General features: G+C 42.2%; 23 protein-coding genes and 1 riboswitch. Of the genes, 4 read left to right on the top strand and 19 right to left on the bottom strand.

What is annotated here, in order from left to right:
* Positions 1 to 8: 8 nt before the first annotated feature.
* The 16 genes from BLU80_RS09705 to thiS all read right to left on the bottom strand — a co-directional run bounded on the left by BLU80_RS09705 (position 9) and on the right by thiS (position 16,511).
* Complete coding sequence (locus tag BLU80_RS09705; RefSeq protein ID WP_211481803.1) at positions 9 to 1,541, bottom strand: alpha-L-fucosidase; 1,533 nt, start codon at positions 1,539 to 1,541, stop codon at positions 9 to 11.
* A 138-nt stretch (positions 1,542 to 1,679) separates the two neighbouring features.
* Positions 1,680 to 2,993 (bottom strand): DUF2264 domain-containing protein, encoded by a 1,314-nt coding sequence (locus BLU80_RS09700; protein WP_091397294.1) that lies wholly within the window; start codon positions 2,991 to 2,993, stop codon positions 1,680 to 1,682.
* Positions 2,994 to 3,049: 56 nt separating this feature from the next.
* Positions 3,050 to 4,258: a glycoside hydrolase family 88 protein gene (locus BLU80_RS09695; protein ID WP_244518855.1), complete on the bottom strand. Its 1,209-nt coding sequence runs from the start codon at positions 4,256 to 4,258 to the stop codon at positions 3,050 to 3,052.
* Between the two features lie 126 nt (positions 4,259 to 4,384).
* Positions 4,385 to 5,422 (bottom strand): LacI family DNA-binding transcriptional regulator, encoded by a 1,038-nt coding sequence (locus tag BLU80_RS09690; protein WP_091397292.1) that lies wholly within the window; start codon positions 5,420 to 5,422, stop codon positions 4,385 to 4,387.
* Between the two features lie 194 nt (positions 5,423 to 5,616).
* Positions 5,617 to 6,666 (bottom strand): dipeptide epimerase, encoded by a 1,050-nt coding sequence (locus BLU80_RS09685; RefSeq protein WP_091397289.1) that lies wholly within the window; start codon positions 6,664 to 6,666, stop codon positions 5,617 to 5,619.
* Positions 6,667 to 6,710: 44 nt separating this feature from the next.
* The gene (locus BLU80_RS09680) at positions 6,711 to 7,178 is read right to left on the bottom strand and encodes a VOC family protein (protein ID WP_091397286.1); all 468 of its coding nucleotides are present in this window, start codon (positions 7,176 to 7,178) and stop codon (positions 6,711 to 6,713) included.
* A gap of 58 nt (positions 7,179 to 7,236) precedes the next feature.
* Positions 7,237 to 7,878: a deoxynucleoside kinase gene (locus BLU80_RS09675; RefSeq protein ID WP_091397284.1), complete on the bottom strand. Its 642-nt coding sequence runs from the start codon at positions 7,876 to 7,878 to the stop codon at positions 7,237 to 7,239.
* Positions 7,879 to 7,955: 77 nt separating this feature from the next.
* Positions 7,956 to 8,963, bottom strand: coding sequence for a tryptophan--tRNA ligase (trpS, locus tag BLU80_RS09670; protein ID WP_091397282.1), 1,008 nt, complete (start codon positions 8,961 to 8,963; stop codon positions 7,956 to 7,958).
* 74 nt (positions 8,964 to 9,037) lie between these two features.
* Positions 9,038 to 9,829, bottom strand: a complete 792-nt coding sequence (locus BLU80_RS09665; protein WP_211481802.1) for a HesA/MoeB/ThiF family protein — start codon at positions 9,827 to 9,829, stop codon at positions 9,038 to 9,040.
* Positions 9,830 to 9,851: 22 nt separating this feature from the next.
* Positions 9,852 to 11,021: a 2-iminoacetate synthase ThiH gene (gene thiH / locus BLU80_RS09660; RefSeq protein WP_091397280.1), complete on the bottom strand. Its 1,170-nt coding sequence runs from the start codon at positions 11,019 to 11,021 to the stop codon at positions 9,852 to 9,854.
* A gap of 53 nt (positions 11,022 to 11,074) precedes the next feature.
* Entirely contained in the window at positions 11,075 to 11,929 is an 855-nt protein-coding gene (locus BLU80_RS09655) for a thiazole synthase (protein ID WP_262482923.1), read from the bottom strand.
* Between the two features lie 26 nt (positions 11,930 to 11,955).
* Positions 11,956 to 12,741, bottom strand: a complete 786-nt coding sequence (locus BLU80_RS09650; RefSeq protein WP_091397277.1) for a thiamine phosphate synthase — start codon at positions 12,739 to 12,741, stop codon at positions 11,956 to 11,958.
* A gap of 21 nt (positions 12,742 to 12,762) precedes the next feature.
* Positions 12,763 to 13,668, bottom strand: coding sequence for a bifunctional hydroxymethylpyrimidine kinase/phosphomethylpyrimidine kinase (locus BLU80_RS09645; RefSeq protein ID WP_091397275.1), 906 nt, complete (start codon positions 13,666 to 13,668; stop codon positions 12,763 to 12,765).
* Entirely contained in the window at positions 13,644 to 14,378 is a 735-nt protein-coding gene (locus BLU80_RS09640; protein ID WP_091397272.1) for a thiamine phosphate synthase, read from the bottom strand. Before BLU80_RS09640 ends, BLU80_RS09645 begins: the two co-directional genes overlap by 25 nt.
* Positions 14,378 to 16,216, bottom strand: coding sequence for a phosphomethylpyrimidine synthase ThiC (gene thiC, locus BLU80_RS09635; protein ID WP_091397269.1), 1,839 nt, complete (start codon positions 16,214 to 16,216; stop codon positions 14,378 to 14,380). The genes BLU80_RS09640 and thiC overlap by 1 nt, the downstream gene beginning before the upstream one ends.
* 58 nt (positions 16,217 to 16,274) lie before the next feature.
* Positions 16,275 to 16,511 (bottom strand): sulfur carrier protein ThiS, encoded by a 237-nt coding sequence (gene thiS, locus BLU80_RS09630; RefSeq protein WP_091397267.1) that lies wholly within the window; start codon positions 16,509 to 16,511, stop codon positions 16,275 to 16,277.
* A gap of 71 nt (positions 16,512 to 16,582) precedes the next feature.
* Positions 16,583 to 16,678: riboswitch (TPP riboswitch) on the bottom strand.
* Positions 16,679 to 17,090: 412 nt separating this feature from the next.
* On the opposite strand from thiS, the gene BLU80_RS09625 reads away from it, so the two are divergent.
* Positions 17,091 to 17,837: a DNA-formamidopyrimidine glycosylase family protein gene (locus tag BLU80_RS09625; protein ID WP_091397264.1), complete on the top strand. Its 747-nt coding sequence runs from the start codon at positions 17,091 to 17,093 to the stop codon at positions 17,835 to 17,837.
* A gap of 33 nt (positions 17,838 to 17,870) precedes the next feature.
* Here BLU80_RS09625 and ligD read toward each other — a convergent pair whose 3' ends face one another.
* Positions 17,871 to 20,768, bottom strand: coding sequence for a DNA ligase D (gene ligD / locus BLU80_RS09620; protein ID WP_091397262.1), 2,898 nt, complete (start codon positions 20,766 to 20,768; stop codon positions 17,871 to 17,873).
* Between the two features lie 272 nt (positions 20,769 to 21,040).
* Between ligD and BLU80_RS09615 the strand changes: the two genes are divergently transcribed.
* Positions 21,041 to 22,318 (top strand): NAD(P)/FAD-dependent oxidoreductase, encoded by a 1,278-nt coding sequence (locus BLU80_RS09615; RefSeq protein WP_091397260.1) that lies wholly within the window; start codon positions 21,041 to 21,043, stop codon positions 22,316 to 22,318.
* A 60-nt stretch (positions 22,319 to 22,378) separates the two neighbouring features.
* Here the strand turns inward: BLU80_RS09615 and BLU80_RS09610 are convergent, their stop codons facing one another.
* On the bottom strand, positions 22,379 to 22,996 hold the full coding sequence (locus BLU80_RS09610) for a low affinity iron permease family protein (RefSeq protein WP_244518853.1): 618 nt from the start codon (positions 22,994 to 22,996) through the stop codon (positions 22,379 to 22,381).
* Positions 22,997 to 23,044: 48 nt separating this feature from the next.
* Positions 23,045 to 23,536 carry a DUF421 domain-containing protein gene (locus tag BLU80_RS09605; protein ID WP_091397256.1) on the bottom strand — a complete coding sequence of 164 codons (492 nt, stop codon included), beginning with the start codon at positions 23,534 to 23,536 and terminating at the stop codon, positions 23,045 to 23,047.
* A gap of 183 nt (positions 23,537 to 23,719) precedes the next feature.
* Here BLU80_RS09605 and ku point away from each other — a divergent pair, with 183 nt between their 5' ends.
* The gene (gene ku, locus BLU80_RS09600) at positions 23,720 to 24,535 is read left to right on the top strand and encodes a non-homologous end joining protein Ku (protein ID WP_091397254.1); all 816 of its coding nucleotides are present in this window, start codon (positions 23,720 to 23,722) and stop codon (positions 24,533 to 24,535) included.
* 55 nt (positions 24,536 to 24,590) lie between these two features.
* Entirely contained in the window at positions 24,591 to 25,094 is a 504-nt protein-coding gene (locus BLU80_RS09595) for a CinA family protein (RefSeq protein ID WP_091397251.1), read from the top strand.
* The last annotated feature ends 2 nt before the right edge of the window (positions 25,095 to 25,096 follow it).

Genomic DNA, 25,096 nt, shown 5'->3' with positions numbered 1-25,096 from the left:
ATTAATTGTTATACATGCTTGTTTTCGCCTTCAACAGCCTGACCGCCCTGACCGGTCTCCAGCACAATCACAAATGGTTCCTGTTGATTTTTTTGTTCTAATTGAATGAAGACATCATTGCCGTCCAGCGCTTCTACATGGAGCGTTTTATTATCCTGCAAAAGGTAAGCCTTTTTAATATGCTCCTTTTTAGCAGGACTGACTTTTAACGCACCGTTAATGGGCACATTAAAGACAATCATATAGATTTTGCCATCTTTTCTGCTCCTGGTATAATAACCCCAGTCCTGTTTTGTCCAGTTCAGATATCCGGCATTATAGATAGCCTCATGATTCACTTTCATCCAGGCTCCTATTGAATCAGCCGTCTGTAATTCTTTTTTCCTGAAAGTACCATCACCCTTGGGGCCAAAATTAACGACAAAATTACCGTCCAGCGATACGCATTTGGCCAGCATTTCAATAAGCTCATAAGGTGTCTTCCAGTGCCCCATCCAGGTTTTGGAATATCCCCAACCATTTTGCGGAATGGTCATAATGCAGTCCCAGTCATTGCCCCTGGTAGCAGTATAATCACTTGGAATTTTTCTTTCCCAACCCTGTTCATAATCTCCCATCAGATGACCGTTCGCATCAAAATGACGGTTGCCATAATCATCCGCTCTTAAACGGCTTCCGATAATAAGACCCGGATGAATCTTTTTTAAATACTGATCCAGACTGTCTGAAAATGCACCGCTCTTTTTCCAGCTGTTATCCCAGGTTCCATCGAACCATAAGCCCTTGGTCTGGGGATAAAGTGTCAATAGTTCAGTCAGCTGATTTTTGGTAAAGGTCTTAAAGCGGTTAAAGGCAACGCTGTCTGCTACTGTTTTTAAATCATAGCGCCAGTCCGCCTGATGCCAGTCCATCACGGAGAAATACAGATATACATCAATACCTGCCTGATCAAAAGCTTTGACCAGAGGTCCGATCATATCTTTTTTATAGGGGGTCTTGGTAATATTAAAATCAGTGTATTTACTGGGCCACAGACAAAAACCGTCATGATGCTTTGTTGTGATGGTCACGTATCTGACACCCATATTTTTAGCCATCCTGGCCCAGACTTCCGGATCAAAGTTCTTGGGATCAAATTTTTTATACAAATTATCATAGACTTCATGAGGCAGTTTATTCCAGGACCGGATCCATTCTGCCGCTCCGTCATAATGCATTGAGTTATAGTCGCCACCTAAAATGGAATAAAGGCCCATATGAATAAATTCCCCAAGGCCGTAATCCCGCCAGCGGTTCATATCCGCATCTGTTCTTTTGCCTATCCTGTGTGCCCCGTGTTGTAAAGGCACTTGTTTTTGGGCTGCGGATGGAAGGTTTTTACTATTACCTTCTCCCCACTGCGCCTGTGCACCAGCGGGAGTCACCATTAAAAATCCGAGCATCAGCCCTGCTGCAACCGCTGCTGCCACAGCAGACTGCACGCCGGCTTTCATCCCCGCCAAATAGCTTGTTTGTTTTTGTTTATGAATCAGTCTAAACATTTACTTTAAGTTTTAAGGCATTCTCAGTTGGCCATTTTTCTAAGACACAACGGACTGCCTGTTATTGGTATTGATAACGTTTTCAAAAATTAAAAAATAAAAACGACGGAGTCTCCTGTTATCTTCTGAGCGCTCCTGTTAATAATCCACATGATAATCCTTATGGAAAGGCTGCCCGGCCCAGGCTGCTTTTGCAGTCCAGTCGACAGGAGGATTTTTCCAGAAAGCATTATCTGCCGGTAGTCCCAGCGGCAAAAAGCTCAGCGTCGCCATATAAAGACTTCCGGTAGAGGTATAATAATCTGCCACATCTGGCTGACTTCCTACAAAACCCAGTTCCAGCCAGCCGTCTTTATCAAAACTGTTTACCTTGGTAAACATATTGTGATATACTTTTGTCAAAGCGCCTCTGACCTGGGCCGGATCGATATGCTGGGGTAAATCCTGCTTCCAGCTGACCATGGCCAGTGCCTGGAAGGCTCCCGTTCTATATGGGATAGAGCGTCCGATTGGCGGAAAAGTTCCTTCAGGAGATATCATTTTTTCCTGTTGCTCTGCATAACGCACCATTCTTTTATGCGCCTGTAAATAGTCTTTTTCGGCTACAAGTTTATGGTCGCTCAGTATTTTTAAGGTATCCACCATAAAAGGATGCATGACATAAGCATTATAATAGTCAAAGGCGAATCTGGGCCCGTCACTGTACCACCCGTCTCCCACATACCAGCCTTTGAGGCGTTCAACGCCATGCATCAGTCTTTCATTATCATAATCTTCTCCTATGGAGAGTAAAAAGGCCTCTGCCATAGAACCAAAAATAACCCAGTTGCTCTCAAAGGGTTTACGGTTCCTAAGTGATTTAACGGCAGCGACTACTCTTTGCTTAGTGATAGAATCCAGTGGTTCCCAAAGCGCCTTGGGAGCCCGAATAAAGGCCTGGACATAATAAGCCGTATCTACAATAGGCTGCATTTCCTTTGTAAAGTTCAAACAGTCTTTAGCCTCAGGATTCACCGAATTAGCCAAACCTTTGACGGCTGCCTCCCTGAGTCTTTTGCGCAGTTGCCCTTCTTTGGAATTATCTTCCGGCAATTCCAGCCAGGGTGCGACTCCGGCCAGCGTGCGTCCGACTGCTTCCAGGTAGGTCACATCAATGGTCCTGCTGTCAAAGGTGGGCGATTTTCTGACCACCATATTTTTGCGCAGTTCATCCTTTTCAAGATTCAGTAAAACAGGCGCCGCCATTTTATAGAGCAATTCTACCCAGTAAGCGCGGACAGCTGTCCCGTTTTCCAATAATCCATCCGGAGCCGGCACACCCGGCGCTTCACGCTTGCCTGTTTTTTTAATATCAGCCTCATTATTGCGGGCCAGTAATCTCAGGGGCAGACCGCCCAAACTAATGGTGCCCCCCAGCATCATTGCTTTTAATATCTGTCTTCTGTTAGCCATATTACTTCTTCTTTTTAAAATAAATCCCTGTAAAGGATTTCAAACCCGGTTAAAAATTATAAATACCAGTCTTTATATCGGGAAAGTGCTTCCAGATAGTAATAATCCGCATAAGAGAGCGGACTATCCACTTCAGAATTGAAAGGCTTTGCACCGGTAGAATGCATCAGGATAAAATCGCCGTTTTCTCCTAATTTAGCGCGGTATTTATCAGAGGAAAGTGATACGAGCATCTTTTTAGCGGCAGTCACATAAGTTTTACGGGTCTTACCCTTGGTAAAATGACTTAACTCCAACAATCCCGAAGCAGTAATTGCCGCAGCTGAGGCGTCTCTTGGCGCATCAGGGATACCTGGTGCATCATAATCCCAGTATGGGATCATATCGGCCGGGATGGAAGGGTTGGTTAATATATAATGCGCAATATGTTCAGCCTGGTTCAGATAAGCCTTATCCTTGGTAAAGCGATACATCATGGTATAACCGTACAGACCCCATGCCTGACCTCTGGCCCAGGAAGAGCTGTCATTAGCGCCCTGCCAGGTTCTTTTAGCAAGCACAGCTCCTGTGTTCGGATCATAATCAATGACGTGATAAGAACTGTAATCCGGCCGGAAATGATTTTTAATGGTTGTATTGGCATGTTCTCTGGCGATATGCAGAAAACTGGTATCCCCTGTATGGGCACTAACCCAGCAAAGCAGTTCCAGATTCATCATGTTGTCAATAATCACCGGACAGGTAAAGTTTTTGCTTTTATCCCAACTCTGTATGGCATGGACATGTGGCCGGTACCGCAGCGCCAGTGTGGCGGCGGCTGTATCCAGCGTCAGTGCATATGCGGGATCTCTGGTAATCCTGAATCCGTTACCGAAGCTGCAATTAATCATAAAACCCAGGTCGTGGTTACCTTTATAATGTTTCATGGGTGCCAGTTCCTCTAATTTCTTTTCCGCCTCTGCTTTAATGGATTTATCTCCGGTTTGCTCATAAATTAACCAAAGCGTTCCAGGATAAAACCCGCTGCACCACCACTCCATATTACTGAAGGTACTTTTGCCCGTTTTAGGGTTGAAGGTCTGCGGCATTTTATCTACCGGCGTCTTTGATGCCAGTAATTTGTACTGCCTGGCCGCAAAATCAAACTGCGTTTTAATCAGCGCCTTCATCTGAGATTTACTTTGCGCCTTGAGACTCCCCGCCATCGCGAGCAGAGCGATTGCTCCCAGTAAAAATTCTTTGAAGCGGTTTTGTTTTCTTACCATGGTTTTGATGTAAGTTTTGTTTGTAAAATGGTTAAAAATGGTTTGTTTAATGAGCGCATTTCAAGCAGTGGAATAAAATGCTTTACTTTTTTAATCTTTACAAATTAAAATCAGTTTTTACAGGACTTAAGTGGAAAGTCTTCTGATCAGCTGCACCGGCATAATGGTGGGCGTGCTTATCTCCATTGGATTCATATTCTTATGCTGCAGCCTTGCCATTAAGACCTCGACAATCTTCTCTCCCATTTTATCAGGATATTGTTCAATGGTGGTGATGGAAGGGGTGATGATTTCGCTGCGCGGGTCATTGGAATAACCGACTATTTTCAGGTCTTGCGGCACTTTAAGCCCCATTTCCTTGGCAAATTTCAAAGCGGCAATGGCCGTGGTGTCATTATCGGCAACCAGTCCGTCTGGGATTTCCGGACCTTCAAATATTTGCTTCAGTGCAATACGTGCATTTTCCTTAGTCAGTTCATGATAAAAAAGCCATTCCTTGCGCACCTGCAAATCCGCAATTTTCATTGCATTATAAAAACCTTTCAGTCGGTCCTGATATAAATTACAATCCAGCGGACCGGAGATATGCGCAATTCTTCTACAGCCAATCTCAATCAGATGGGAAGTTGCCAGATATCCACCCTGGATATCATCGCCTTTGATCACCATGGCACTGGTTTTTCCAACAGGCACCCGGTCATAAAATACCAGTGGTGTACCACTGGCCATCAGCTGATCGAAAGGTGAAAAATCCGTTGTATGCAGCGTGCAGGCTGCAATTACCGCATCTACCCTGACCGATTGCAGGGCCCGGATCAGATCCTTTTCCATGTCCACAGAATCGCCGGACTGGCAGATGGTCAGATTATAACCATGCTTATATAAAATATTCTGGATGGTGGTTATCACCTCCGCATGAAAGAACATGGAAATTCTGGGCACGATCAGCCCAATGGTTCTTGTTTTGTTACTTCTCAGACCGGATGCAATATTATTCCTCTGGTATCCCAGTTTTTCAATCATCTCCAGTACTTTCTTTTTGGTGGCCTCCTTAACATAGGGATGATTGTTCAGTACCCTGGAAATGGTAGCCGGAGAAAGCCCGGTGGCCTCGGCGACCTGAATAATTGTATTGCTTTTGGGCGTTTTTTTAATTTCTGCCATAAAATGATTTTTTCGTCTTATAGTCCGCTGTTAATGTCTGCTTAGATTTTCTCTATCAATTCAAAACCAGTACATTAATAATGAAAACGATTACATAAAAACAAACATTAATTTGGTAAATTTAAAAGCTTCCCTTTAAAATGCCAAATTAAAAATTATTTTTTATAAATACAGCTTATTTTCAGCGGGGGCAACTAAGCAATTCCACCCTCCGGTAAATCTGACGGACGTACTCCCAGACCGGGTGCTCCTGACAGCGTCACCTTGCCCTGATCAATACGGAGGCCTACCCCGGCAGCTCTTTCCAGCAATAAAGGGCCATCCATATCCACATAATCCAATTGTGGCAAAAACTGGGCAATGGCGGCGGAGCCGATGACGGTTTCATTCATGGAACCCATCATGACTTTCATATTTCGTTTTCTTGCTTCATCCACCAATACTCTGGCCGGTGTAATGCCACTACATTTGGTCAGTTTTATATTTATACCATGAAAACACTGCTCAATGCCGGTCATATCTGCCAGCCTGACGCAGCTCTCATCAGCAATCAGCGGTAAGACAGAAGCTTCATATAATGCCCGCATCTGTTGAAGGTCTGCTTCATTTTTAGCTCTGGCCATTGGCTGTTCCACCAGTTCTACGCCCAGTTCTGCCAGTCTTGGCAACATTTCCAGGGCCTTATTATAGGACCAGCCGCCGTTGACATCCACCCTGAACGGGCTGTCTGTCACCTTTCTTAAGGCCTGGAGCATATCCAGATCATTATCAGCACCTAATTTAATCTTATAAATAGGCCAGGGCATCTTTTTCACTTTTTCCACCATATTATCAATGGTATCCAGGCCAATGGTATAATCCGTCAAAGGTGTGTTTCCCCAGGAATTTCCCATTAATTTAAAGATAGGTTTGCGCTCCATCTGCCCATATAAATCCCAGCAGGCCATATCCAGGGCACAGACTAAAAAGGGATGTTCAGGTAATAAATGATGCAGATAGTGCCAATAGCGTTCAGGGTCTGTCAGGGCAAATTTTTCAATAAACAGCTTTTTTGCCTTGATTTCGCGAACCATCTTTTCTACAGTCACGTCATAATAGCTGATCGCCGGAGCCTCCCCGAAACCAATCAACGGCCCGATGGATAAAGAAACAATCAGGGCCGGCTGGCTGGTCTTAGAACGGCCTCCGGATATAGTAAAAGTGTCTTTAAACGGTGTATCTATGACGTAATACTGTAATTTCATCGGGTGTGTATTTTAACAGTTCCCGGCAAAGGTAAGTGTAAAACCTAAAGAAACGGATTATAAGCCACTTCCCAATAATTATCCTCCGGATCTTTGAAGTAGCCACTATATCCGCCCCAAAAAACAGTTTGCGGAGCTTTTTGAATGACGACACCTTTTTGTTTTAAAACAGCAAAAAAAGCGTCTACCTTAATAATGGAATCAAAATTTATGGCAAGCGTCATTCTTTTAAACGTACTAGCACCTAACGTATTAAAATCATCAATGCCGATATCTTCGGCCAGATCCGACTGTCCGAACAGGGCAAATACAATCCCCGAAGCCATTTTAAAAAAACGGACTCCCGGTTGCTGTTTTTCCATCTGCCATCCCAGGACTTCCTTATAGAAATGGGTCATGTTTTCAAGATCCTTTACCCCCAGGGTAATAAAACTGATGCCAGGATTGGCATTGGCAGAAGAGCTGTCTTCTTGTCCCTGTTGCGGAGTAATTGACTGATCATTACTATTCATAGGTTCCGTAAAAGTTTAAGGTTTTCCAGCAGAAACTTAAAAAAAATCCTACACTCCATTAAAACAGACCATAGAGCAGGCTATCAATTTTATTGATAATCTCTCCTAAATGTTCGCTGTTTTCAGCAAAGTTGACGTTATCAACATCAATCACCAATAACGGGCCTTCTTTATAACCGTCAATCCACTTATCGTATAACTGATTCAGTTTTTTCAGATAATCCAACCGGATATTATCCTCATATTCTCTGCCCCGCTTTTGAATCTGTGCTACAAGTGCCGGCACCGACGCTTTCAGATAAATTAATAAATCAGGAGGCCTGATCATTTTTTTGAGGGTTTCAAAAAAATGATAATAGTTGTTAAAATCCCTGCTGCTCATCAGGCTCATGTCATGCAGGTTAGGGGCGAAGATATTGGCATCTTCGTAAATGGTCCTGTCCTGAATGACCGTCTCGGTTCCCTGATCAATCTCAATGAGTTGTTTTAAACGGCTGTTTAAAAAATAAATTTGCAGTTCAAAACTCCACCTGGACATATCTTCATAAAAATCCGTCAAATAAGGATTATGATCCACGTCCTCAAACTGTGGAATCCATTTATAATGTTTACTGAGCAGTTCGGTAAGGGTCGTTTTGCCCGCTCCGATATTACCCGCAATCGCAATATGTTTAGGTTTTTGTTTTGCTGCTTTTGCCATCAGGTTGATTTAGGTTACCGTTAGAAATATGAGGCCGGCAAGATTTACACCATTGCCGGCCATAAACTCATGCTAATTTAATACTTTATTCCCATTGCCTCGCGGACAATTTTAATGGTTTGGGAAGCGCTCTGGCGCGCTTTTTCTGCCCCTTGTTTCATGATTTTTTCCAGATACACCTTATCTTCTTGAATCGCTAAGGCTTTATCACGGATAGGCCCTACAAAACGGGCCATATCCTCTCCTAACTGCTTTTTAAAATCTCCGTAACGAATCTGGCAATTATTGTAATCGGCTTCAAACTTTTCTGACACAGCCGGCTCACTGACTAAAGAAGCCAAAGTAAAAAGATTCTGAATAAAGTCAGGCTTCGGTTGTCCGGCCTCTGTAGGGCCCTGATCGGTGGTGGCTTTTTTAAGTTTTTTCAGAATCAACTCATCGGAATCGCTCAAATAAATGGTGGCCATCTGGTTCTCACTCTTACTCATTTTGCCTTTTCCGTCCAGACTCATAATTTTAACCAGATCGCTGTTAAAATTAAAGGCTCTGGGCATCGGAAAGACATCGCCATACCGGTGATTGAATCTTTCCGCAAAATTCCTGGCCATTTCCAGGTGCTGTTCCTGGTCTTTGCCTACTGGCACCTTTACAGCCCGGTGGATCAGGATATCTGCAGCCATTAATACCGGATAGGTTAAAAGTCCGGCATTGACATTATCTGGACTTAATCGGACTTTATCCTTAAAGGTGGGCACTTTTTCCAGTTCTCCTTTATAGGCCAGCATATTTAAATAGAGGTATAATTCGGCGATTTCCGGCACATCACTTTGTACATAAATAGCAGCCTTATCAGGATCCAGGCCGCAGGCCAGGTTCTCTGCAATGACTCTATGTACACTATTGCGAAGTTCTTTGGTATCAGGATGCGTGGTCAGACTATGCCAGTCTGCCACAAAAAAATAGCAATTATAATCTTCCTGCATGCGCACATAATTGCGCATTGCTCCAAAATAATTACCCAAATGCAGGTAACCTGTGGGTCTGATCCCACTTAGTACAATTTCCTTTTTTGTGTCGTTTTGCATAGGGGGCGAAGGTAAGAATTTTGCCTATTTGCCACGCGGTCCTATGTCAAAAAATTAAAATTTGTGCTTCCGGGTTAAAAATTCAGCTTCCGGCATTCAAATCTTAGGGTATCTAACAGAACCAATTGATTATGAAGCACCGGAAGCCCCATTATTAGCTTTAAGGCTTCCTGAGCCATGATCAGGCCGATAATCCCGGGCAGGGTGCCTAACACGCCGTTCTCGGCGCAGTTGGGTGCATTGTCAGCTGAAGGAGGGCCGGAAAACAAATCTCTCAGGGTTTTTCCTCCATTATGCCCAAATACGGCAATCTGCCCTTCAAATCCTAAAATACTGCCATACACAACGGGAATATCCAACGCCTTACAAGTGTCGCTGACTATATATCTGGTCTTAAAATTATCTGAGCCATCTACGACCAAATCATAACCTTCCAGTAAGGACATGGCGTTAGCTGCCGTCAGACGCTCGTTTTTAAAATCCAGTGACAATGCGGGCCGCTTTGCGGCCAATACTTTTTTAGCCTCTTCTATTTTCTGCCTTCCCACGGATGCGGGATCATATAATAGTTGACGGTGTAAATTATGCAGTTCAATACGGTCAAAATCCACACATCCTAATTTTCCCACACCCGCACCGCATAGGTACTGCAGGACCGGACACCCCAGGCCGCCTGCACCCACTACCATAATTTTAGCCTGGCGAAGTTTCAGCTGGCCTTGAGCGCCGATTTCCGGTACCAGCATCTGGCGGCCATAATACATAAAATCCTCTTTAGTTAACTGATCAGAACAAATTCCACTTTTTTGCATCCTTTTATAGTCTATTGCTTTTACAAAACCATAACCAATTCTTTCCCCAGGCATTACATATATTTATAACTAACAATTATCTCCCTGTTATGCCATTATCCCAATCTTTAAAAACAGGATTGTAACCTGCAGCCTGAATCATCCGGCAGATCTGGGCAACTGAGCGTTCATCACTAATCTCAAATTGTTCCAGAGAGTCTTTAGCAGCACTATACCCTCCCGGATTGGTTTTGGATCCCGCACTCATGGTCGTAATCCCCAGCCTGATTAAATGATTCCTGAATGTTTCTGATTCTCTGGTAGACAGACTTATATCCAGATCCGGTTCCACCAGACGGTAGGCCAGAATCAATTGCACCAGTTCCTTATCTGTTACGGGGTACGCCGGTGGCAGAGCTCCTGCTGCCGGCCTAAGTCTGGGAAAGGATAAGCTGAACTGTGTCTGCCAATAATTTTTCCGCAAAAACTTCAGGTGCATCATCGTCATAAAACTATCTACACGCCAATCCTGCAGACCCAGCAGGACACCCATGCCTATTTTATGAATGCCGGCCTTACAAGCTCTTTCAGCAGTCTCCAGACGGAAGTCGAAATTCGCCTTGCGGCCTTTTAAATGATACTCCTTGTAAGCCTCTCTATGATAGGTTTCCTGATAAACTGTAATACCATATGCCCCGGCCATATGCAGCGCTTTATACTGATCCTCATATAGCGGTTGGACTTCCAGGGAAATCTGGGTAAAGTGTTTTTTCAACTGTGAGACCGCCCTTATAAAATAATCATTATCCACCTCCCTCGCAGCTTCCCCTGTCACCAGCAGTATCTGATCGAAACCATTTTGTTTTAATACGGCAGCCTCAGCTTCAATTTCTAGCGAAGTCAATGTCTTTCTTGGAATTTTATTATCCAGACTAAATCCGCAATAGGTACATATATTCTGGCATTTATTGCTTAAATACAGCGGCGCAAACAGCCGTATGGTTCTTCCAAAACGTTTTTGTGTCAACTGCGTGGCCTTTCTGGCCATTGGCTCCAGGTAGGCAGTAGCGCGCGCTGAAAGCAGTGACATAAATTCACTCAACCCGGGATGAGGATGATGGAGTGCCCGAAGGACATCCGCATCCGTTGTTGCTTGTATTCTCTTTTGAACTTCCACCCAGTCCCAGGCATTAAAAATTTTCAAAAAGGAGGAATCACTGCCTTGTGAGATCTTTTGAGTCTGTTTGCGTTCTTCTATTGTTTCCATTATCACACTTAAATTAGAAGTTATAATAAGCCCTTTTAATCAACCAATTTTAATCAACCAAGAAAATCCGTAAGCGGACTGCTACCCTCTCCTATCTGTCCCTTTAGGCCCAGTCCGGCCAGAAAGGCCATTCTTCCTGCTTCAACTGCCTTCTTAAAGGCAACGGCCATTTTTACAGGATCTGCGGATGTCGCAATAGCAGTGCTTATCAGTACACCGTCAGCCCCCAGTTCCATGGCCAGCGCAGCATCTGAAGGACTCCCGATACCTGCATCTACGATAACCGGCAACTTAGTACCCTGAATGATTATTTCCAGAAAATCCCGGCTCCTAAGCCCAAGATTGCTGCCTATCGGCGCCCCCAAAGGCATCAGTGCGGCAACGCCAACATCTTCCAGCCGTTTGCCAAGAACGGGATCTGCATGAATATAGGGCAGTACCTGAAAGCCCTTCTGTACAAGTTTCTCTGCAGCATGGAATGTTTCCACAGGATCAGGCATCAGATGCCAGGGATCGGGATGAATTTCAAGTTTAATGAAATTGGTACTCAGCAGTTCTCTGGCAAGTTCAGCAGCCAGTATGGCCTCCTTTGCATTACGGGCACCAGACGTATTGGGCATAAAATGCACCGGCCTGCATGCCGCGTTTTCAAGTTGTTTACTGCGGGGAATAAAATCAAGCAATTGTTCCTGCTGATTTTGCCCGTCCTGCGACTCATGAGATTCAATTCTTCGCAGTGCCATGGTAACCATTTCCGTTCCGGAAAGCTCAATAGCTCGCTGCATTTGGGATAAATTTCCATATTTGCCCGTACCCAACAGCAGTCTTGAATGAAACTCAGATGATCCGATTGTTAGCGGATCATGTTCCATAAGGTTGGTCTGCTCAGAGACAAGAGATAATTCCATTTTTTACAATTTATGAATAAAATAAATTATTGAAGTCCAGCCGTTGTTTGAACGCTGGTATTCTTTCCCAGAAGAGCAATCTTGGAGAGTATCTTTTCAGCGTCTGCAGCATTAGATATTTTCCATTTATTGTATTGTTCCACCACATTCTCAATGGTAAGAAGGGTTCCTGTCAGATGCTGCCACTCATCAAGTGCTACCATAGAGGTTACCCAACCGGAAACTGCGACGCCATCCACACCGCAGTTCAATAACTCCGGGATATCTTCAGGTGTTATACCACCGATCGCAAACACAGGGATATTCCTTTGCCCCATACCATTCTCAGATTTCAGTATCCGGTAATATCCCTGCAATCCGAGCACAGGACTTAATTGTTCCTTTGTCCGGGTAAAACGAAAAGGACCCAGACCTATATAATGAACCCCCTGCATAATTCTGGAGGCAACATCCGCTTCAGTATTAGCTGTCCCACCAATAATACAATGCTTATTTAATAGGCTTTTTGCTTCTGCAATCAGCATATCACTTAATCCCAGATGTACACCATGAGCCGTTACCTGGTCGACCAGATGCACATGATCATTTAAAATAAACGTAGCATCATAGGCTTCACAAAGTCTGTATACCTCCAGACCAGCCTTTATAATTTCTGGTTCACTAAAACCTTTAAGTCGGAGCTGCACCCATCTGCAGCCTCCCTCCAGAGCCAGTTGAATATAAAACAGATGTTCTGCAGTTGTATTGCCCTGAGAAATAAACTGCCAACCGGGAACACTGTCTCTAAGTATATTCCTATTCAGATGATGCATGACTGGTATTTATTTATTATACTAATAAAAATTATCCGGACAGACACTAAAAAAGGGGAGCCTGCCGTGCAGGCCCAATAATAGTTCCGTTGACTGTAAAAATTCCTCTATATAACACTTTGCCTGAAAGGCCGCTTCTTTCAGCGATTTATTTTTGGCGAGCATGGCGGTCAGCACACTGCTATGCACGCATCCAGAGCCGTGTTTTTCTTTTAGTAGACTGCGGCCTTGTCCGTGCACGACCTGAATTCCCTGCTTTAAACAACTACTTTTTTCAAACAACCAGTCAGCAGAGGCACCTTCCGACAGGTGGCCGCCTTTAAGTAGGACACTGGTGACTCGGGCCAGATGTTCCATACAGGGATTCAAAGCAGAAAGTGTAGGTGTTGAATCCGGCCCGATAGAAAGTCCTAAAAGCTGACCCAGTATAATGGCTTCATGGGCGTTTGGCGTTATCACGTCAATCAAGTTCAATATATTTTGCCAATCTGTTTTATTCTGCCCTTTCCGGTCTTGCTCGCTGAGATAAAAAAAGCAAGGACCTGCAGAAGCTTTTAAAACAGGATCCCATGCAATTCTGGCATCCGGCAAAAAACCGCGTATCGCGTTAACCACCTCTCGGAGCATGGCAAAATCCTGCATTGCCCCGACTTTCACGGCACGGATAAAATATCTGTTCTGTAATTTTTCAAGGGCAGCCACCATCCTTTTGGATGATTCCCAGTGGATATGATATAAAGCACAATCCGTCTGTACCGTATTGCAGCTCATAATCCCTAATCCGTAGACACCGCAGGATTCAAAGGTTTTGATATCAGACAAGAGACCTGCGCCTCCACTGGGATCCATCCCCCCGATACTTAGCACAAAAGGTATAGCAATTCCACTTCTTTTGAGATCCGTTAATCTTGCTCCATTGATTCCCATAGGTCAACGCATTTTTTAAATTGACAAATTATCTTCTCAATACTGTCCGTAAGGGCCTTCTGAAAACACCCCGCCCAGATGGCTCCCAGCATGGCAGCTCCCGCAAAACCGGCACGCTTTACCCTCCTTAGGTTATCTGGCCCAATGCCACCCAGGCCCACCAGTTTTTCTGAAATTGTATGATTAAAAGCAGTATCCAATTGGAGCAGATCGGGATTGCGCTTATATCCCGGCTTGGAAATACTGTCAAAAATGGGGCTGACAAAAATATACTGGTAATTTATTAAATCATTGTGTCCGCCCTTCAGTGCCCCGAGCTCATTTAGGTGATGTATGCTTGCGGATAACAAAAAGCCGCTTTGCTGCATTTTACAACAGAAGGGCACAAAATACGCTCCCAGTAATTTCCTAAACCAGGAAGAGATATGTATCCGCTCAAGATTCTGACTGTTCATAAAAGATTCCAATATAGTTATAGCTTCCATTAAAGAACATGATTGAAATAGCCATAATGGAGGATGTAGGGCTATGCGGCTGCGTTGAAGCATCGTAAAACGGCTCATTAAAGATGACAGATCTTCAAGACTTGCGTCCGGCTTTCTAAGATGTAATACGGGAAGGCCCTGATCCAGCAATGCAGCCATCATGGCGAATTCTTTATAACCGGCGTCTTGCTGTTCCCATTCTGGCTTGGTAAGAACAAGTATCATCAGCGGTAAATTTCCTTGCCCTCTTCTTTAAACCTCCCCGCCATTTGTTCCATTCCGGCTTTTGCCGTATTTCTTATTTCTTCTGTGATTTTCATAGAACAGAATTTTGGACCACACATGGAGCAAAAATGCGCCAGCTTTGCTCCGGCAGCCGGCAGCGATTCATCATGAAAAGAACGGGCCGTATCCGGATCCAGGGACAGGTTAAACTGATCTTCCCACCTGAATTCAAAACGGGCTTTACTAAGTGCATTGTCCCTGTACTGAGCACCCGGATGTCCTTTAGCCAAATCAGCTGCATGCGCTGCCAGTTTATAGGTGATCACTCCTGTTTTTACATCATCCCTGTTAGGAAGCCCCAGATGCTCTTTCGGAGTAACATAGCAAAGCATGGCTGTCCCAAACCATCCGATCATAGCGGCTCCGATGGCGGAGGTGATATGATCATATCCGGGCGCTATGTCTGTGGTCAGAGGCCCCAATGTATAAAAGGGCGCTTCATCACAGCATTCCAGTTGTTTTTCCATATTCTCCTTTATCATATGCATCGGTACATGTCCCGGACCTTCTACCATTACCTGAACATCATGCTCCCATGCAAATCTTGTTAATTCACCCAATGTTTCCAGTTCAGCAAACTGAGCCGCATCGTTGGCATCCGCAATACTGCCGGGCCTGAGGCCATCTCCAAGAGAAAAGGCAACATCATAGCGTTTCATAATCTGGCAGATTTCTTCAAAATGTGTATAAAGGAAATTCTCCCTATGATGAAACAGGCACCATTTAGCCATAATCGAACCGCCTCTGGAAACGATGCCCGTGACGCGGCTGGCAGTCAGATGAATATATCTAAGCAGCACACCGGCATGTATGGTAAAATAAGAGACTCCTTGTTCTGCCTGTTCAATCAATGTATCTTTGAAAATCTCCCAGGTAAGCGCTTCTGCTATCCCGCCCACCTTCTCTAAGGCCTGATAGATCGGCACAGTTCCGACGGGAACCGGAGAATTTCTGATAATCCATTCTCTGGTTTCATGAATATCATCTCCTGTAGACAAATCCATAATCGTGTCGGCTCCCCACCTGCAGGCCCATACAGCTTTCTCCACCTCCTGATGCATATCAGAAATGACAGCGCTGTTGCCAATATTAGCATTTATTTTAACCAGAAAATTGCGACCAATAATCATCGGCTCCAGTTCCGGATGATTGATATTGGACGGTATAATGGCTCTGCCAGCCGCAATTTCAGAGCGTACAAATTCAGGAGTAATGATATCAGGGATTTTCCCGGATTGAAAGGATTCACCTGCATGCTGACTATAAAGGGCATCGGTAAAGTCTCTATTCATGGCCAGGTGCTGATTTTCACGTATAGCCACATACTCCATTTCCGGCGTAATAATCCCTCTTTTGGCATAATGCAATTGGGTTACATTCGTACCCGGCGTTGCACATTTTGGTAAGTTCGTTTCAGGAAAAACAGGAATTTTCAAAGTACCGGATTTCAATGCACGAACCTTTGAATATTCAGCACTGGACGCTGACAAATTTTCAATATCCGGATTCTTATTCAGCCAACTTTCCCTGATACGCTTCAGCCCTTGATAAATATCGATCTCAACATCCAGGTCCGTATAAGGGCCTGAACTATCATATATAATTACGGGTTCATTCTTATGCAAATCTCCTTGAGAAGTCCTGGTATCCGACTGGGCAATGGCACGCATGGGTACTTTAATATCATGCAGACTTCCTTTTACATATACTTTACGGGATCCCGAAACAGGGCCGGTCGAAACGCCGCTACCAGACAATATCGTTACGTCTTTTTTCATAAATAAATGGTTGAATAAATTTTAATTATGGCCAAAGGAAAATTAAAAGCAGAACGACTCAGCCACCCTGCGAGGCGGTAAGAATCAATAACTTATCCTTAGTTTTAAGAAAGGTATTGGACCAGTCCGCTCTTGCTATTACCTGGTTATCAACCGCAACAGCTAGTCCTTGCTGATTATCCTTATATAAAAAAGCCATCACCTGTTTCAGGGACAGGCCCACATCCCCAGCCCCATAACTGACCGCTAAATTGTCAGGAAAATAATGTATTGTCTGATTGATTTCCAGTTCCATTCCTAAAGTTTTTATTTGCCGAATATAATTTCAGTACTTTAGGAATGACTACAGTATGCCGGACGGCACATAGAAGTATTTTCACTTTTCCCTACGCTAGTATGAACTAGATCAGGTTCAGAGGGTAAAATCTCAGCCTGCAATAGCAGACACCCCTAAAGCGCTTCAAAGATAGGAATCTTTCAATATCCACCAAAAACAATTACCCGTATTTTTAAAACAAGGATACGCTGGCTTGCAAATTCCGTTCTATGCAAAACAGTGAATACACCCATTACTTGTGAGGTGTAAATTCCGCATCCTGTTCCTTTAGCACCTCAACATCTATTCAAAATAAATAGGAAAAACTCCCCGGAAATCTTGCTATTGATAATATAAAAATAAAAAGCAATGGAAATCAAGCTCATGTTTCAATAAAATCTCCTGATCATTTAAAATGATATCATAATTATTTCGAAGTAGATAAAATTGGTTAATTATTCGCAATATGATGGGAAAGATGCCTACAAAAAACAGCATCCATGGAATTTTATGCATCGCAATTATAAGAAGAACTGAAGTACACTAAAAAATATTAAAATGCCGGAAGGCCCTACCCTAATCATATTAAAAGATTTATTACAGCCTTTTAAACACAAAAAAATATTAAAGGTAGAAGGCAATAGTAAACAACCCATTGAGCAGTTGCAGGGAAAATTCCTTCAGGATGTCAGAACATGGGGCAAGCAACTACTTTTATGTTTCAGTGGTTTTACCCTACGTATTCATTTTTTATTATTCGGCTCCTATTCTATTAATGAGCCAAAAGAAAACAGAGCTCCCAGACTTAGCCTTCATTTTAATAACGGCTCGATTTTCATTTATGCAGCCTCTGTCCGGTTTCTAACCGGGGATTTAGATTCCTTATATCCCTGGCAGGCTGACATCATGAGTGATCAATGGAATCCAGCCAGAACAAGAAAGCTACTTAAAGAACAACCAGAGCTATTCATATGTGATGCATTGCTGACTCAAGAATTATTTGCAGGCTCCGGAAATATTATTAAAAATGAAGTTCTTTTCAGAAGGCGGCTCCATCCGCTAAACAAGGTAAAGGATTTAACGCCCAAACAACTAAGTGCCTTAATTATGGATGTAAGAACTTATAGTTTCCTTTTCTTACAATGGAAGCAAAAATTTGAGTTACGCAAACACTGGTGCGTTCATAACAAATCCATTTGCCCACGATGTCTGATTCCTTTAAAACGGGCTTATCTGGGAAAATTTAACCGGAGAACATTTTATTGCGAAAATTGCCAGATCCTGTATCACAAAGATTTAAAATAGTAACAGATAAAATAAGAATTCAGCAAATCGCAATTATTCAATTTTTTTAAAAATTTCCTTTAAATTAATTCCTTTGCCCAAAACGGCCTTAAATAAGTCTCCCGTTTTTTTTACACGTTCCAGTGCATTGTTAATCGTAAAATCTTCCCTCTTAAGTCCCGGCTTGACTTCCGACCAATCTAAGGGCATAGATACGGTAGCTCCAGGTTTTGGTCTTACGCAGTAAGGTGCAGCAATAGTTGCCTGGGGCCGGTTTTGCAAAAAATCCAGATACATTTTGCCTTCCCGGTCCGCAACAGACCTTTCAAGCGTGGTTATGCCCGGAAGTTGGTCATGTACCATAGAAACAATAAGACGGGCAAATATCTTTGATTGTTCGTAACTGTATTTATTACCCAGTGGAATATAGATATGGATTCCAGATGCACCACTGGTTTTGGGGTATCCTTCCACTCCCAGTTGTTGCAAAATACCGTGGGTAACATTGGCGGCTTTAATTACCTCATCAAAAGCCTGCTGCCCTTTTTTCTTTTTATCAGGATCAAGATCAATTATACACCAGGTTGGATTATCAGGCTTTTTAACCGTACTACTCCATGGATTCATTTCTATACACCCTAAGGAAGCCATGTAAAGAAGGGAGCTCAAACCATCGACCACCAGAAAATGCTTATCCTTTTTATCCCCTTCACTGTGGTATAAAAAAAGTTGTATCCAATCCGGCACCTTACCTGTTACATCCTTCTGGTAAAAGTTCTCTCCAGAGATACCATCAGGGAACCGGTTAAGCGACTGTGGACGTCCTTTAAGATAAGGCAATATAAACGGTGCCATCTGGTAATAATAATTTATTAATGCTCTTTTTTCAATTTTTTCCTTTTTCCAGTAAAGTTTATCCAAATTTGTAAATTTCATTTCGTGTCCTCCCACTTTCTTTACCTGAGATTTTTCAGTTGGATTCAACAAAGACGAATCATTATCCTTTTGGACGGGACTGATGAGTTTCCTTTTTATGGAATTAACCTGGGTGTCACTATGATTGTCATTTTTCTCACTGTTTTTTGTCAATCTTTTCTGTTTTACTACATTTATCTTTTCAGCTGATTTTTTCATTGCTACCTTATTTTGTTTCAGGACATGGCTGGTAATTTCCTTCTCTTCCATAACAACTTTAGCAGGAGCCTTGTCAGGTCTCAGGCCTTTAAAGGAAGGGTGCCTGAAAAGACCGTCGGCAGTTCGCTCCCTATAGCTGATTTCACCTACAAAATGAGGCTCCAACCACGTGACGGTGCTACCGGGAGGAGCCGGCCTAAATCTGGAAGGCTGATCCAGCGCCGGAACATGGTTTAAGGGGCAACTCTTTGTAATAAAATCCTTAAATTCGTGAATAATATGCTGTTGGTCCTTTTCACTAAAACCAGTTCCTACCTTACCGGCATATTTTAATTTTCCACGATCATAAATACCCAGCAATAGGGAACTAAACTTCTTTGAAGAGCCTTTATTTAGGGTATATCCGATAATAACCACTTCCTGCCTTTGTTCAACTTTTATTTTCAGCCAGGATCTGGACCGATGGCCAGGCTGATAATTGCTATTTCTATATTTTGCCACCATTCCTTCCAGGCCAAGTTTTGCCGCACTTTCCAGAAACTGCTTTCCTCTCTCCTGAACGCAATAACCAATTCTTATATTATCAGATTCATTATTCGTTATCACTTCTTTTAGAAATGACTGGCGGATAGTAACGGGGAGGTCCATTAAACTTTTACCTTTAAGCCATAATAAATCAAAAACATAATAAATTAATTGCCCATCCGCTTCACTTCGCCAGTTTTGTAAAGCTCCGAATTGAGGAATTCCAGCCGCATCCACAACCACCAGTTCCCCGTCAAGTACCATTGAAGTATCAAATTTTTCCAAAGATTTTTTGATAGAGTAATATTTCCCTCCAAAATCTTTCTGATTACGACTTCTGATATCTACGCTCACTGGCGCTCTGGATGTTGTATTTACTTTAATGTAGGCAATCGCCCGGTACCCATCCCATTTAATCTCAAAATCCCAGTCTTTATCATCAAAAGGCTGATCCACTAATGTCGCAAGCATCGGCTCCACCTTATCAGGCATGGGAACGGCAGGCAGGCCTTCAAAGATTTCTTCCAGGCCGTTATCATCGTATTCATGGATATTTGAAACTTGTCTTCCATTGATACTATCTTTTTTTTTAGACGTTAGCTTTCCCTTTTCGGCATTCTTTGCTTTAATCTTCTGTTTTTCTATTTTGACGCCTGAATCTGAGGTGGCTTTGGAAGATGTGTTGCCATAAGTTTTATCAGGTGCTTTTTTCATTTGTTCAATGGATTTTCCACTAATGACAGATTTATCCAGCTTGGTTACATCTTTTTTACTAACAGCTTCATCTTTATGTTTTATTAATAACCATGCATTTTCCGCCATTTTACTGCCATGCGTCTTTACCAGGGCAAACTCCCCCTGAACTTTGTGGCCATGTAATCTGAACTTCAGATCTCCTGCATCCAATGCGTTTAATAATGCTTTTTCTTTTGCCTTTTTATTTTTACCGCTGCTTTCATTTATGGGTTCATATGTTCCTTCATCCCAAACAATGACTGTTCCTGCGCCGTAATTCCCGGCGGGGATAAGGCCTTCAAAATCCTTGTAATCATAGGGATGATCCTCCACCTGCATTGCCAATCGTTTCACAGCAGGATCAAGAGACAGCCCCTTGGGTATTGCCCAGCTTTTTAAAACACCATCCATTTCAAGACGAAAATCGTAATGCAATCTGGAGGCATCATGCTTTTGAATAACAAAATGCAAGTCCTGCCCTTTTGCATTCCCTCCTTTGGGTTCAGGTGTTTTATCAAAATGGCGCTTGTTTTCATATTTTTTAAGACTATTTGACATCGTAATTATTTTCTTAACAAAAGGAAAGTCTGATCTTAAAAATCTGCACATATTCCATGCCGATAAACGCATATTGAATGATTCATAAATAGTGTGGGATTATTTCTACAGTTACCCTTATCTAACGCACTTTAGTTCGCTTTGAACACATTTTCAATATGTTTAGTACATTATCCGCCATAATATTCAGAAATTATCGGTAATTTGCTTGATGAAATAATTTTATTTAAAATCCCTTAAAAAGAGATTTAAAGTCAAAAAATTTTAATGCCATGAAAGTAGTTATTCTCGGAGGTGGTTTTGCCGGCATACATTTAGCCAAAGCCCTGGTCAAACAAGACAATGTCGAAGTACACTTAGTCGATAAAAATAACTACAATTTCTTTCCTCCATTACTTTACCAGGTTTCCACCGCATTTATTGAATCCTATAATATTAGTTACCCCTTTCGCAGAATGTTCCAAAACAAAAAGAACTTCATCTTTCATATGGGAACTGTTTTAAATATAAATACTCAGGAACATTATATTGTTACTACGCACGAGCGGATAGATTACGACAAAGTCGTACTGGCAATGGGTTGTGACACCAATTATTTTGGAAATGAAACGCTCGCAAGAGAAGCCATGCCCATGAAATCCATTCATGACGCAATTAATCTTAGAAACCATCTACTTCTGATGCTGGAAGAAGCGTCCAGATTACCTGAAGCGGACATCCAACCCTATACTCAAATTGTAATTGCGGGCGGCGGCCCCACCGGTGTAGAAATTGCAGGTATGCTGGCGGAAATGCAACGTGAAATAATCCCTAAAGACTATTCTGAAAAAATATGCAAGCATATTAAGATTTACCTGGTAGATATGGACAGTGTTCTTCTGCGCGCAATGAGCGAAAAGGCCGGAAAAGAAGCCTTTGAGGTCTTAAGCAAACTCGGCATCCAAATCAAGTTAAACGTTGCTGTCAAGAATTATGAGAATAACAAAGTGTACTTTTCTGATAATGAAGTGATAGAATCACACACTTTAATATGGGCCAGTGGTGTCAGAGCTATAGATGTTCCTGGCATACCAGCATCCAGCATTGCCAAAAACGGGAGAATCTATGTCAATGAATATAACAATGTACTTGGATTGGAAGACGTTTATTGTTTGGGCGATCAATGCCTGATGCAAGGAGATCCCGATTACGAAAAAGGACATCCTCAATTAGCACAGGTTGCCATTCAGCAGGGTAATTTATTAGCTCAAAATCTAAGGCACCTTTCTAAAAATCAGCCTCTGGAACCATTCAGATACGTTAATAAAGGATCCATGGCCATTATTGCTAAATATAAAGCTGTTGTAGACCTTCCCAAAGGTTTTTTCAAGGGTTTTTTCGCCTGGCTTGTCTGGCTATTTATACACCTGATTCCTATTGCAGGCTTTAGAAACAAAGTAAAGTTATTCTTTTCCTGGAGTTGGTCCTTTTTGACAAACGACCCTACTTTAAGGCTCATCATTCGACCTAGGAAAAAATATTTCCCGGAAGAGCAGCCCCCTCATCAATAAAAGAAGCTTCAAATTGCGGCATAATTCCAGCCATTCTATAAACAGGACGTAACAGATACTTTAATTTCCATCCGTACTATTGTTGGCGTTTTTTCCAGGGTTCAGCTTCTTTTGTTTATCTTCCCGGGGTTCATTCTCTTCAATTGTCTGTTCGATTTCAGAGGTCTCCAGCTCTTCAATGGAATGGGAACGTTGTAACTCTTTTTCCTTCTTGGATATCGAAGAGAGTTTAATATAATAATCCTTGATCATGACCAGTTCATCCTCTGTAAGATCTTCTACATCTATCAGACGATTACTGGCCTTTTTATTAGATGCAATTAATTCATTCAACTTCATTTGCAATGCCATCGTATCCTTATTCTGAGATTGCTGAATCACAAACACCATCAAAAATGTCACGATGGTCGTGCCTGTATTAATCACCAGTTGCCAGGTATCTGAATAATGAAAAATAGGACCGCTAACCGCCCAGACAATAATAACCAGAAAGGCAACAATAAATGCCCAGGGCGAACCGGTAATAACGGTGACTTTACCGGAGAACCGATCAAATATCCGGCCTAATTGACTGGGCTTTTTCCTCCTTTTATCTGGCCCTTTCATTTTTTTAGCGACACTATGAATATCTGAGTTATTTTTCCTTGGAGGCTGTGTGGTTATATTACCCTCTTCCATGATTTTAATTTTTAATTAATTCTAAAACAATCGGCTTCATAATGACAGTTACCGGTCGGATTTTACTATAAAACTTATCCGTCCACTGCTTTCCAGCTGGGCTACTTCTATATCCTGCAAATCTTCTGTATTCATTTCTAGTCGCAGACTTTGCATCAAATGTTCATAACTAACGCTGGCGGCTATCATATTCTCCCAAAAAACGCGACCTTCCCCATATAATATCAGCGGTCTTCCTTCAATTAAATGACTGAAGCCTTTATAACGTGCACATAACCCTGAAATACATCTGCTTAACAATACCATCACGAGACATGCCATAGTCCCTGGGAAGAAGGCCGTATCCCCAATTATTATTTTAGCTAAAATGGATCCCATAACAATGATTATTACATAATCAAGCGCAGATTTCTTTCCAAAAATTTTCCAGCCGCCTATGCGTAAAAGAATATAACCAATGCAAAAAACAAGCGCACTTCTTAAAGCCATCTGAGCAACAGACAGATTATCATGCTGCCCCAATATGTCCATATTGGTCATAACATCTATTTAATTGAAAACAAAAGGAATAAATAAAATGTATCTAAATTCATACCAATCTATATTACCATGCTGATTAACCAGCTGCAACTTTAATAGACTCCACAATGGAACGATTTATGCAGTTCAAAAAATACCTGATTGTAATTTTAATATCCAATTTAATTACCAAAATCTTATCCTATGCGTGCAATCTGGACAGGAGCCATCGAATTTGGTCTGGTAAATATTCCGGTAAAACTTTTTTCAGCAATTGACGAAAAAGGGTTAGACCTGGATATGCTTGACAAAAAAGACCTCGGGCATATAAAATTTAAACGTATCAATGAAAATACAGGCAAAGAGGTCCTTTGGGAAAACATTGTAAAAGGATATGAAATTGACGGGAAATATGTGGTATTAACTGATCAGGATTTTGAAAAAGCCAGCCCCGAGAAAACTAAATTAATACACCTTGAGCTATTTACCCAAACAGCACAGATTGATGTCATCTTATTCGACCGGGCTTATTATATTGCACCATCCAAAGGAGGTGAAAGGGCATTTAACTTGCTGGAATCGGCATTAAGAAAAACATCCATGGCCGGTGTTGGAACATTTGTCCTACGTAACAAAGAAAGACCTGTAGTTATAAGGTCTGCACATAATGTATTGATTTTACATACACTCCGGTTTATTCACGAAATCAAAGACCCTTCAGAATTTACCATTAAAAATTCGTCTGCAAACAAAAAGGAACTAGACATGGCCGCCGGCCTTATTAAAACCTTAGCAGGGAATTTCAATATAAATCAATTCAAAGACACTTATACAGAACAGCTTTTAAAATTAATTAAAGCAAAAGCAACCGGGAAAAGGCTTCCGGCTCCTTCCAAAAAAATTGAAAGGCCAACTACCGATTTAATTCAACAACTCCAAAAAAGTCTGGAATTAGGAGTCAATAAAAAAGGCACTCAAAGAAAAACACCTAAAAAAAGTGCCCCGAAAAAATCAAAGTAATCCACTTATTTGCAATCGTAAATTGGCGAAATCATCTTCAACTATCACAAAATACATGAACCAGCAACCGGATAAATATCAGCAACTTGCAGAAGATTGTGCAAAACTCCTGGCCCAAAATCATAAAAAGGTGGCATTTGCAGAAAGTGCTACAGCAGGTTTTTTGATGGCCTGCTTTTCCTGTTGTAAACATTCAGAAGTCCTTAGTGGCGGTATTGTATGTTATGATGCTGCAATTAAGACCAGTCTCTTGGGAGTTGACCAGGCAGTCATAGATGTATATACAGCAGAATCCATTCCGGTCACCGAAGGCATTGCAAAGGGATTGTCAAATCTGATAAATTCAGATTATTATATTGGAATTACTGGGCTTCTGAAACCTGGAGGCAGCGAAACAGTAGATAAACCGGTAGGAACCATGTATGTAACGATCTATGAAAAAGATGACAAACTTACACATAAATATATATTCTCTGGCTCGCCTGAAAACATCAGAAATGAATGCCTGGCAAGAATCTGTATGCTATTGATAGAAAAAATAACACTGTCAGTACTTTAAAA

Source organism: Arachidicoccus rhizosphaerae, assembly GCF_900107765.1.
Lineage (GTDB): Bacteria > Bacteroidota > Bacteroidia > Chitinophagales > Chitinophagaceae > Arachidicoccus > Arachidicoccus rhizosphaerae.
This window is presented reverse-complemented; position numbering and strand designations above follow the sequence as displayed.

Bases quoted from the DNA above. Each gene is read 5' to 3' on its own strand.
- BLU80_RS09680 (WP_091397286.1), bottom strand. From the start codon at position 7,178: ATGAATAGTAATGATCAGTCAATTACTCCGCAACAGGGACAAGAAGAC.
- BLU80_RS09665 (WP_211481802.1), bottom strand. From the start codon at position 9,829: ATGCCTGGGGAAAGAATTGGTTATGGTTTTGTAAAAGCAATAGACTAT.
- BLU80_RS09605 (WP_091397256.1), bottom strand. From the start codon at position 23,536: ATGACCAATATGGACATATTGGGGCAGCATGATAATCTGTCTGTTGCT.
- thiC (WP_091397269.1), bottom strand. From the start codon at position 16,216: ATGAAAAAAGACGTAACGATATTGTCTGGTAGCGGCGTTTCGACCGGC.
- thiH (WP_091397280.1), bottom strand. From the start codon at position 11,021: ATGGAAACAATAGAAGAACGCAAACAGACTCAAAAGATCTCACAAGGC.
- BLU80_RS09690 (WP_091397292.1), bottom strand. From the start codon at position 5,422: ATGGCAGAAATTAAAAAAACGCCCAAAAGCAATACAATTATTCAGGTC.
- ligD (WP_091397262.1), bottom strand. From the start codon at position 20,768: ATGTCAAATAGTCTTAAAAAATATGAAAACAAGCGCCATTTTGATAAA.
- BLU80_RS09650 (WP_091397277.1), bottom strand. From the start codon at position 12,741: ATGCATCATCTGAATAGGAATATACTTAGAGACAGTGTTCCCGGTTGG.
- BLU80_RS09645 (WP_091397275.1), bottom strand. From the start codon at position 13,668: ATGGGAATCAATGGAGCAAGATTAACGGATCTCAAAAGAAGTGGAATT.
- BLU80_RS09615 (WP_091397260.1), top strand. From the start codon at position 21,041: ATGAAAGTAGTTATTCTCGGAGGTGGTTTTGCCGGCATACATTTAGCC.
- BLU80_RS09705 (WP_211481803.1), bottom strand. From the start codon at position 1,541: ATGTTTAGACTGATTCATAAACAAAAACAAACAAGCTATTTGGCGGGG.
- thiS (WP_091397267.1), bottom strand. From the start codon at position 16,511: ATGGAACTGGAAATCAATCAGACAATACATTATTTTCCTGACAATTTA.
- BLU80_RS09675 (WP_091397284.1), bottom strand. From the start codon at position 7,878: ATGGCAAAAGCAGCAAAACAAAAACCTAAACATATTGCGATTGCGGGT.
- BLU80_RS09655 (WP_262482923.1), bottom strand. From the start codon at position 11,929: ATGGAATTATCTCTTGTCTCTGAGCAGACCAACCTTATGGAACATGAT.
- BLU80_RS09610 (WP_244518853.1), bottom strand. From the start codon at position 22,996: ATGGAAGAGGGTAATATAACCACACAGCCTCCAAGGAAAAATAACTCA.
- ku (WP_091397254.1), top strand. From the start codon at position 23,720: ATGCGTGCAATCTGGACAGGAGCCATCGAATTTGGTCTGGTAAATATT.
- BLU80_RS09700 (WP_091397294.1), bottom strand. From the start codon at position 2,993: ATGGCTAACAGAAGACAGATATTAAAAGCAATGATGCTGGGGGGCACC.
- BLU80_RS09595 (WP_091397251.1), top strand. From the start codon at position 24,591: ATGAACCAGCAACCGGATAAATATCAGCAACTTGCAGAAGATTGTGCA.
- BLU80_RS09625 (WP_091397264.1), top strand. From the start codon at position 17,091: ATGCCGGAAGGCCCTACCCTAATCATATTAAAAGATTTATTACAGCCT.
- trpS (WP_091397282.1), bottom strand. From the start codon at position 8,963: ATGCAAAACGACACAAAAAAGGAAATTGTACTAAGTGGGATCAGACCC.
- BLU80_RS09685 (WP_091397289.1), bottom strand. From the start codon at position 6,666: ATGAAATTACAGTATTACGTCATAGATACACCGTTTAAAGACACTTTT.
- BLU80_RS09640 (WP_091397272.1), bottom strand. From the start codon at position 14,378: ATGATACTTGTTCTTACCAAGCCAGAATGGGAACAGCAAGACGCCGGT.
- BLU80_RS09695 (WP_244518855.1), bottom strand. From the start codon at position 4,258: ATGGTAAGAAAACAAAACCGCTTCAAAGAATTTTTACTGGGAGCAATC.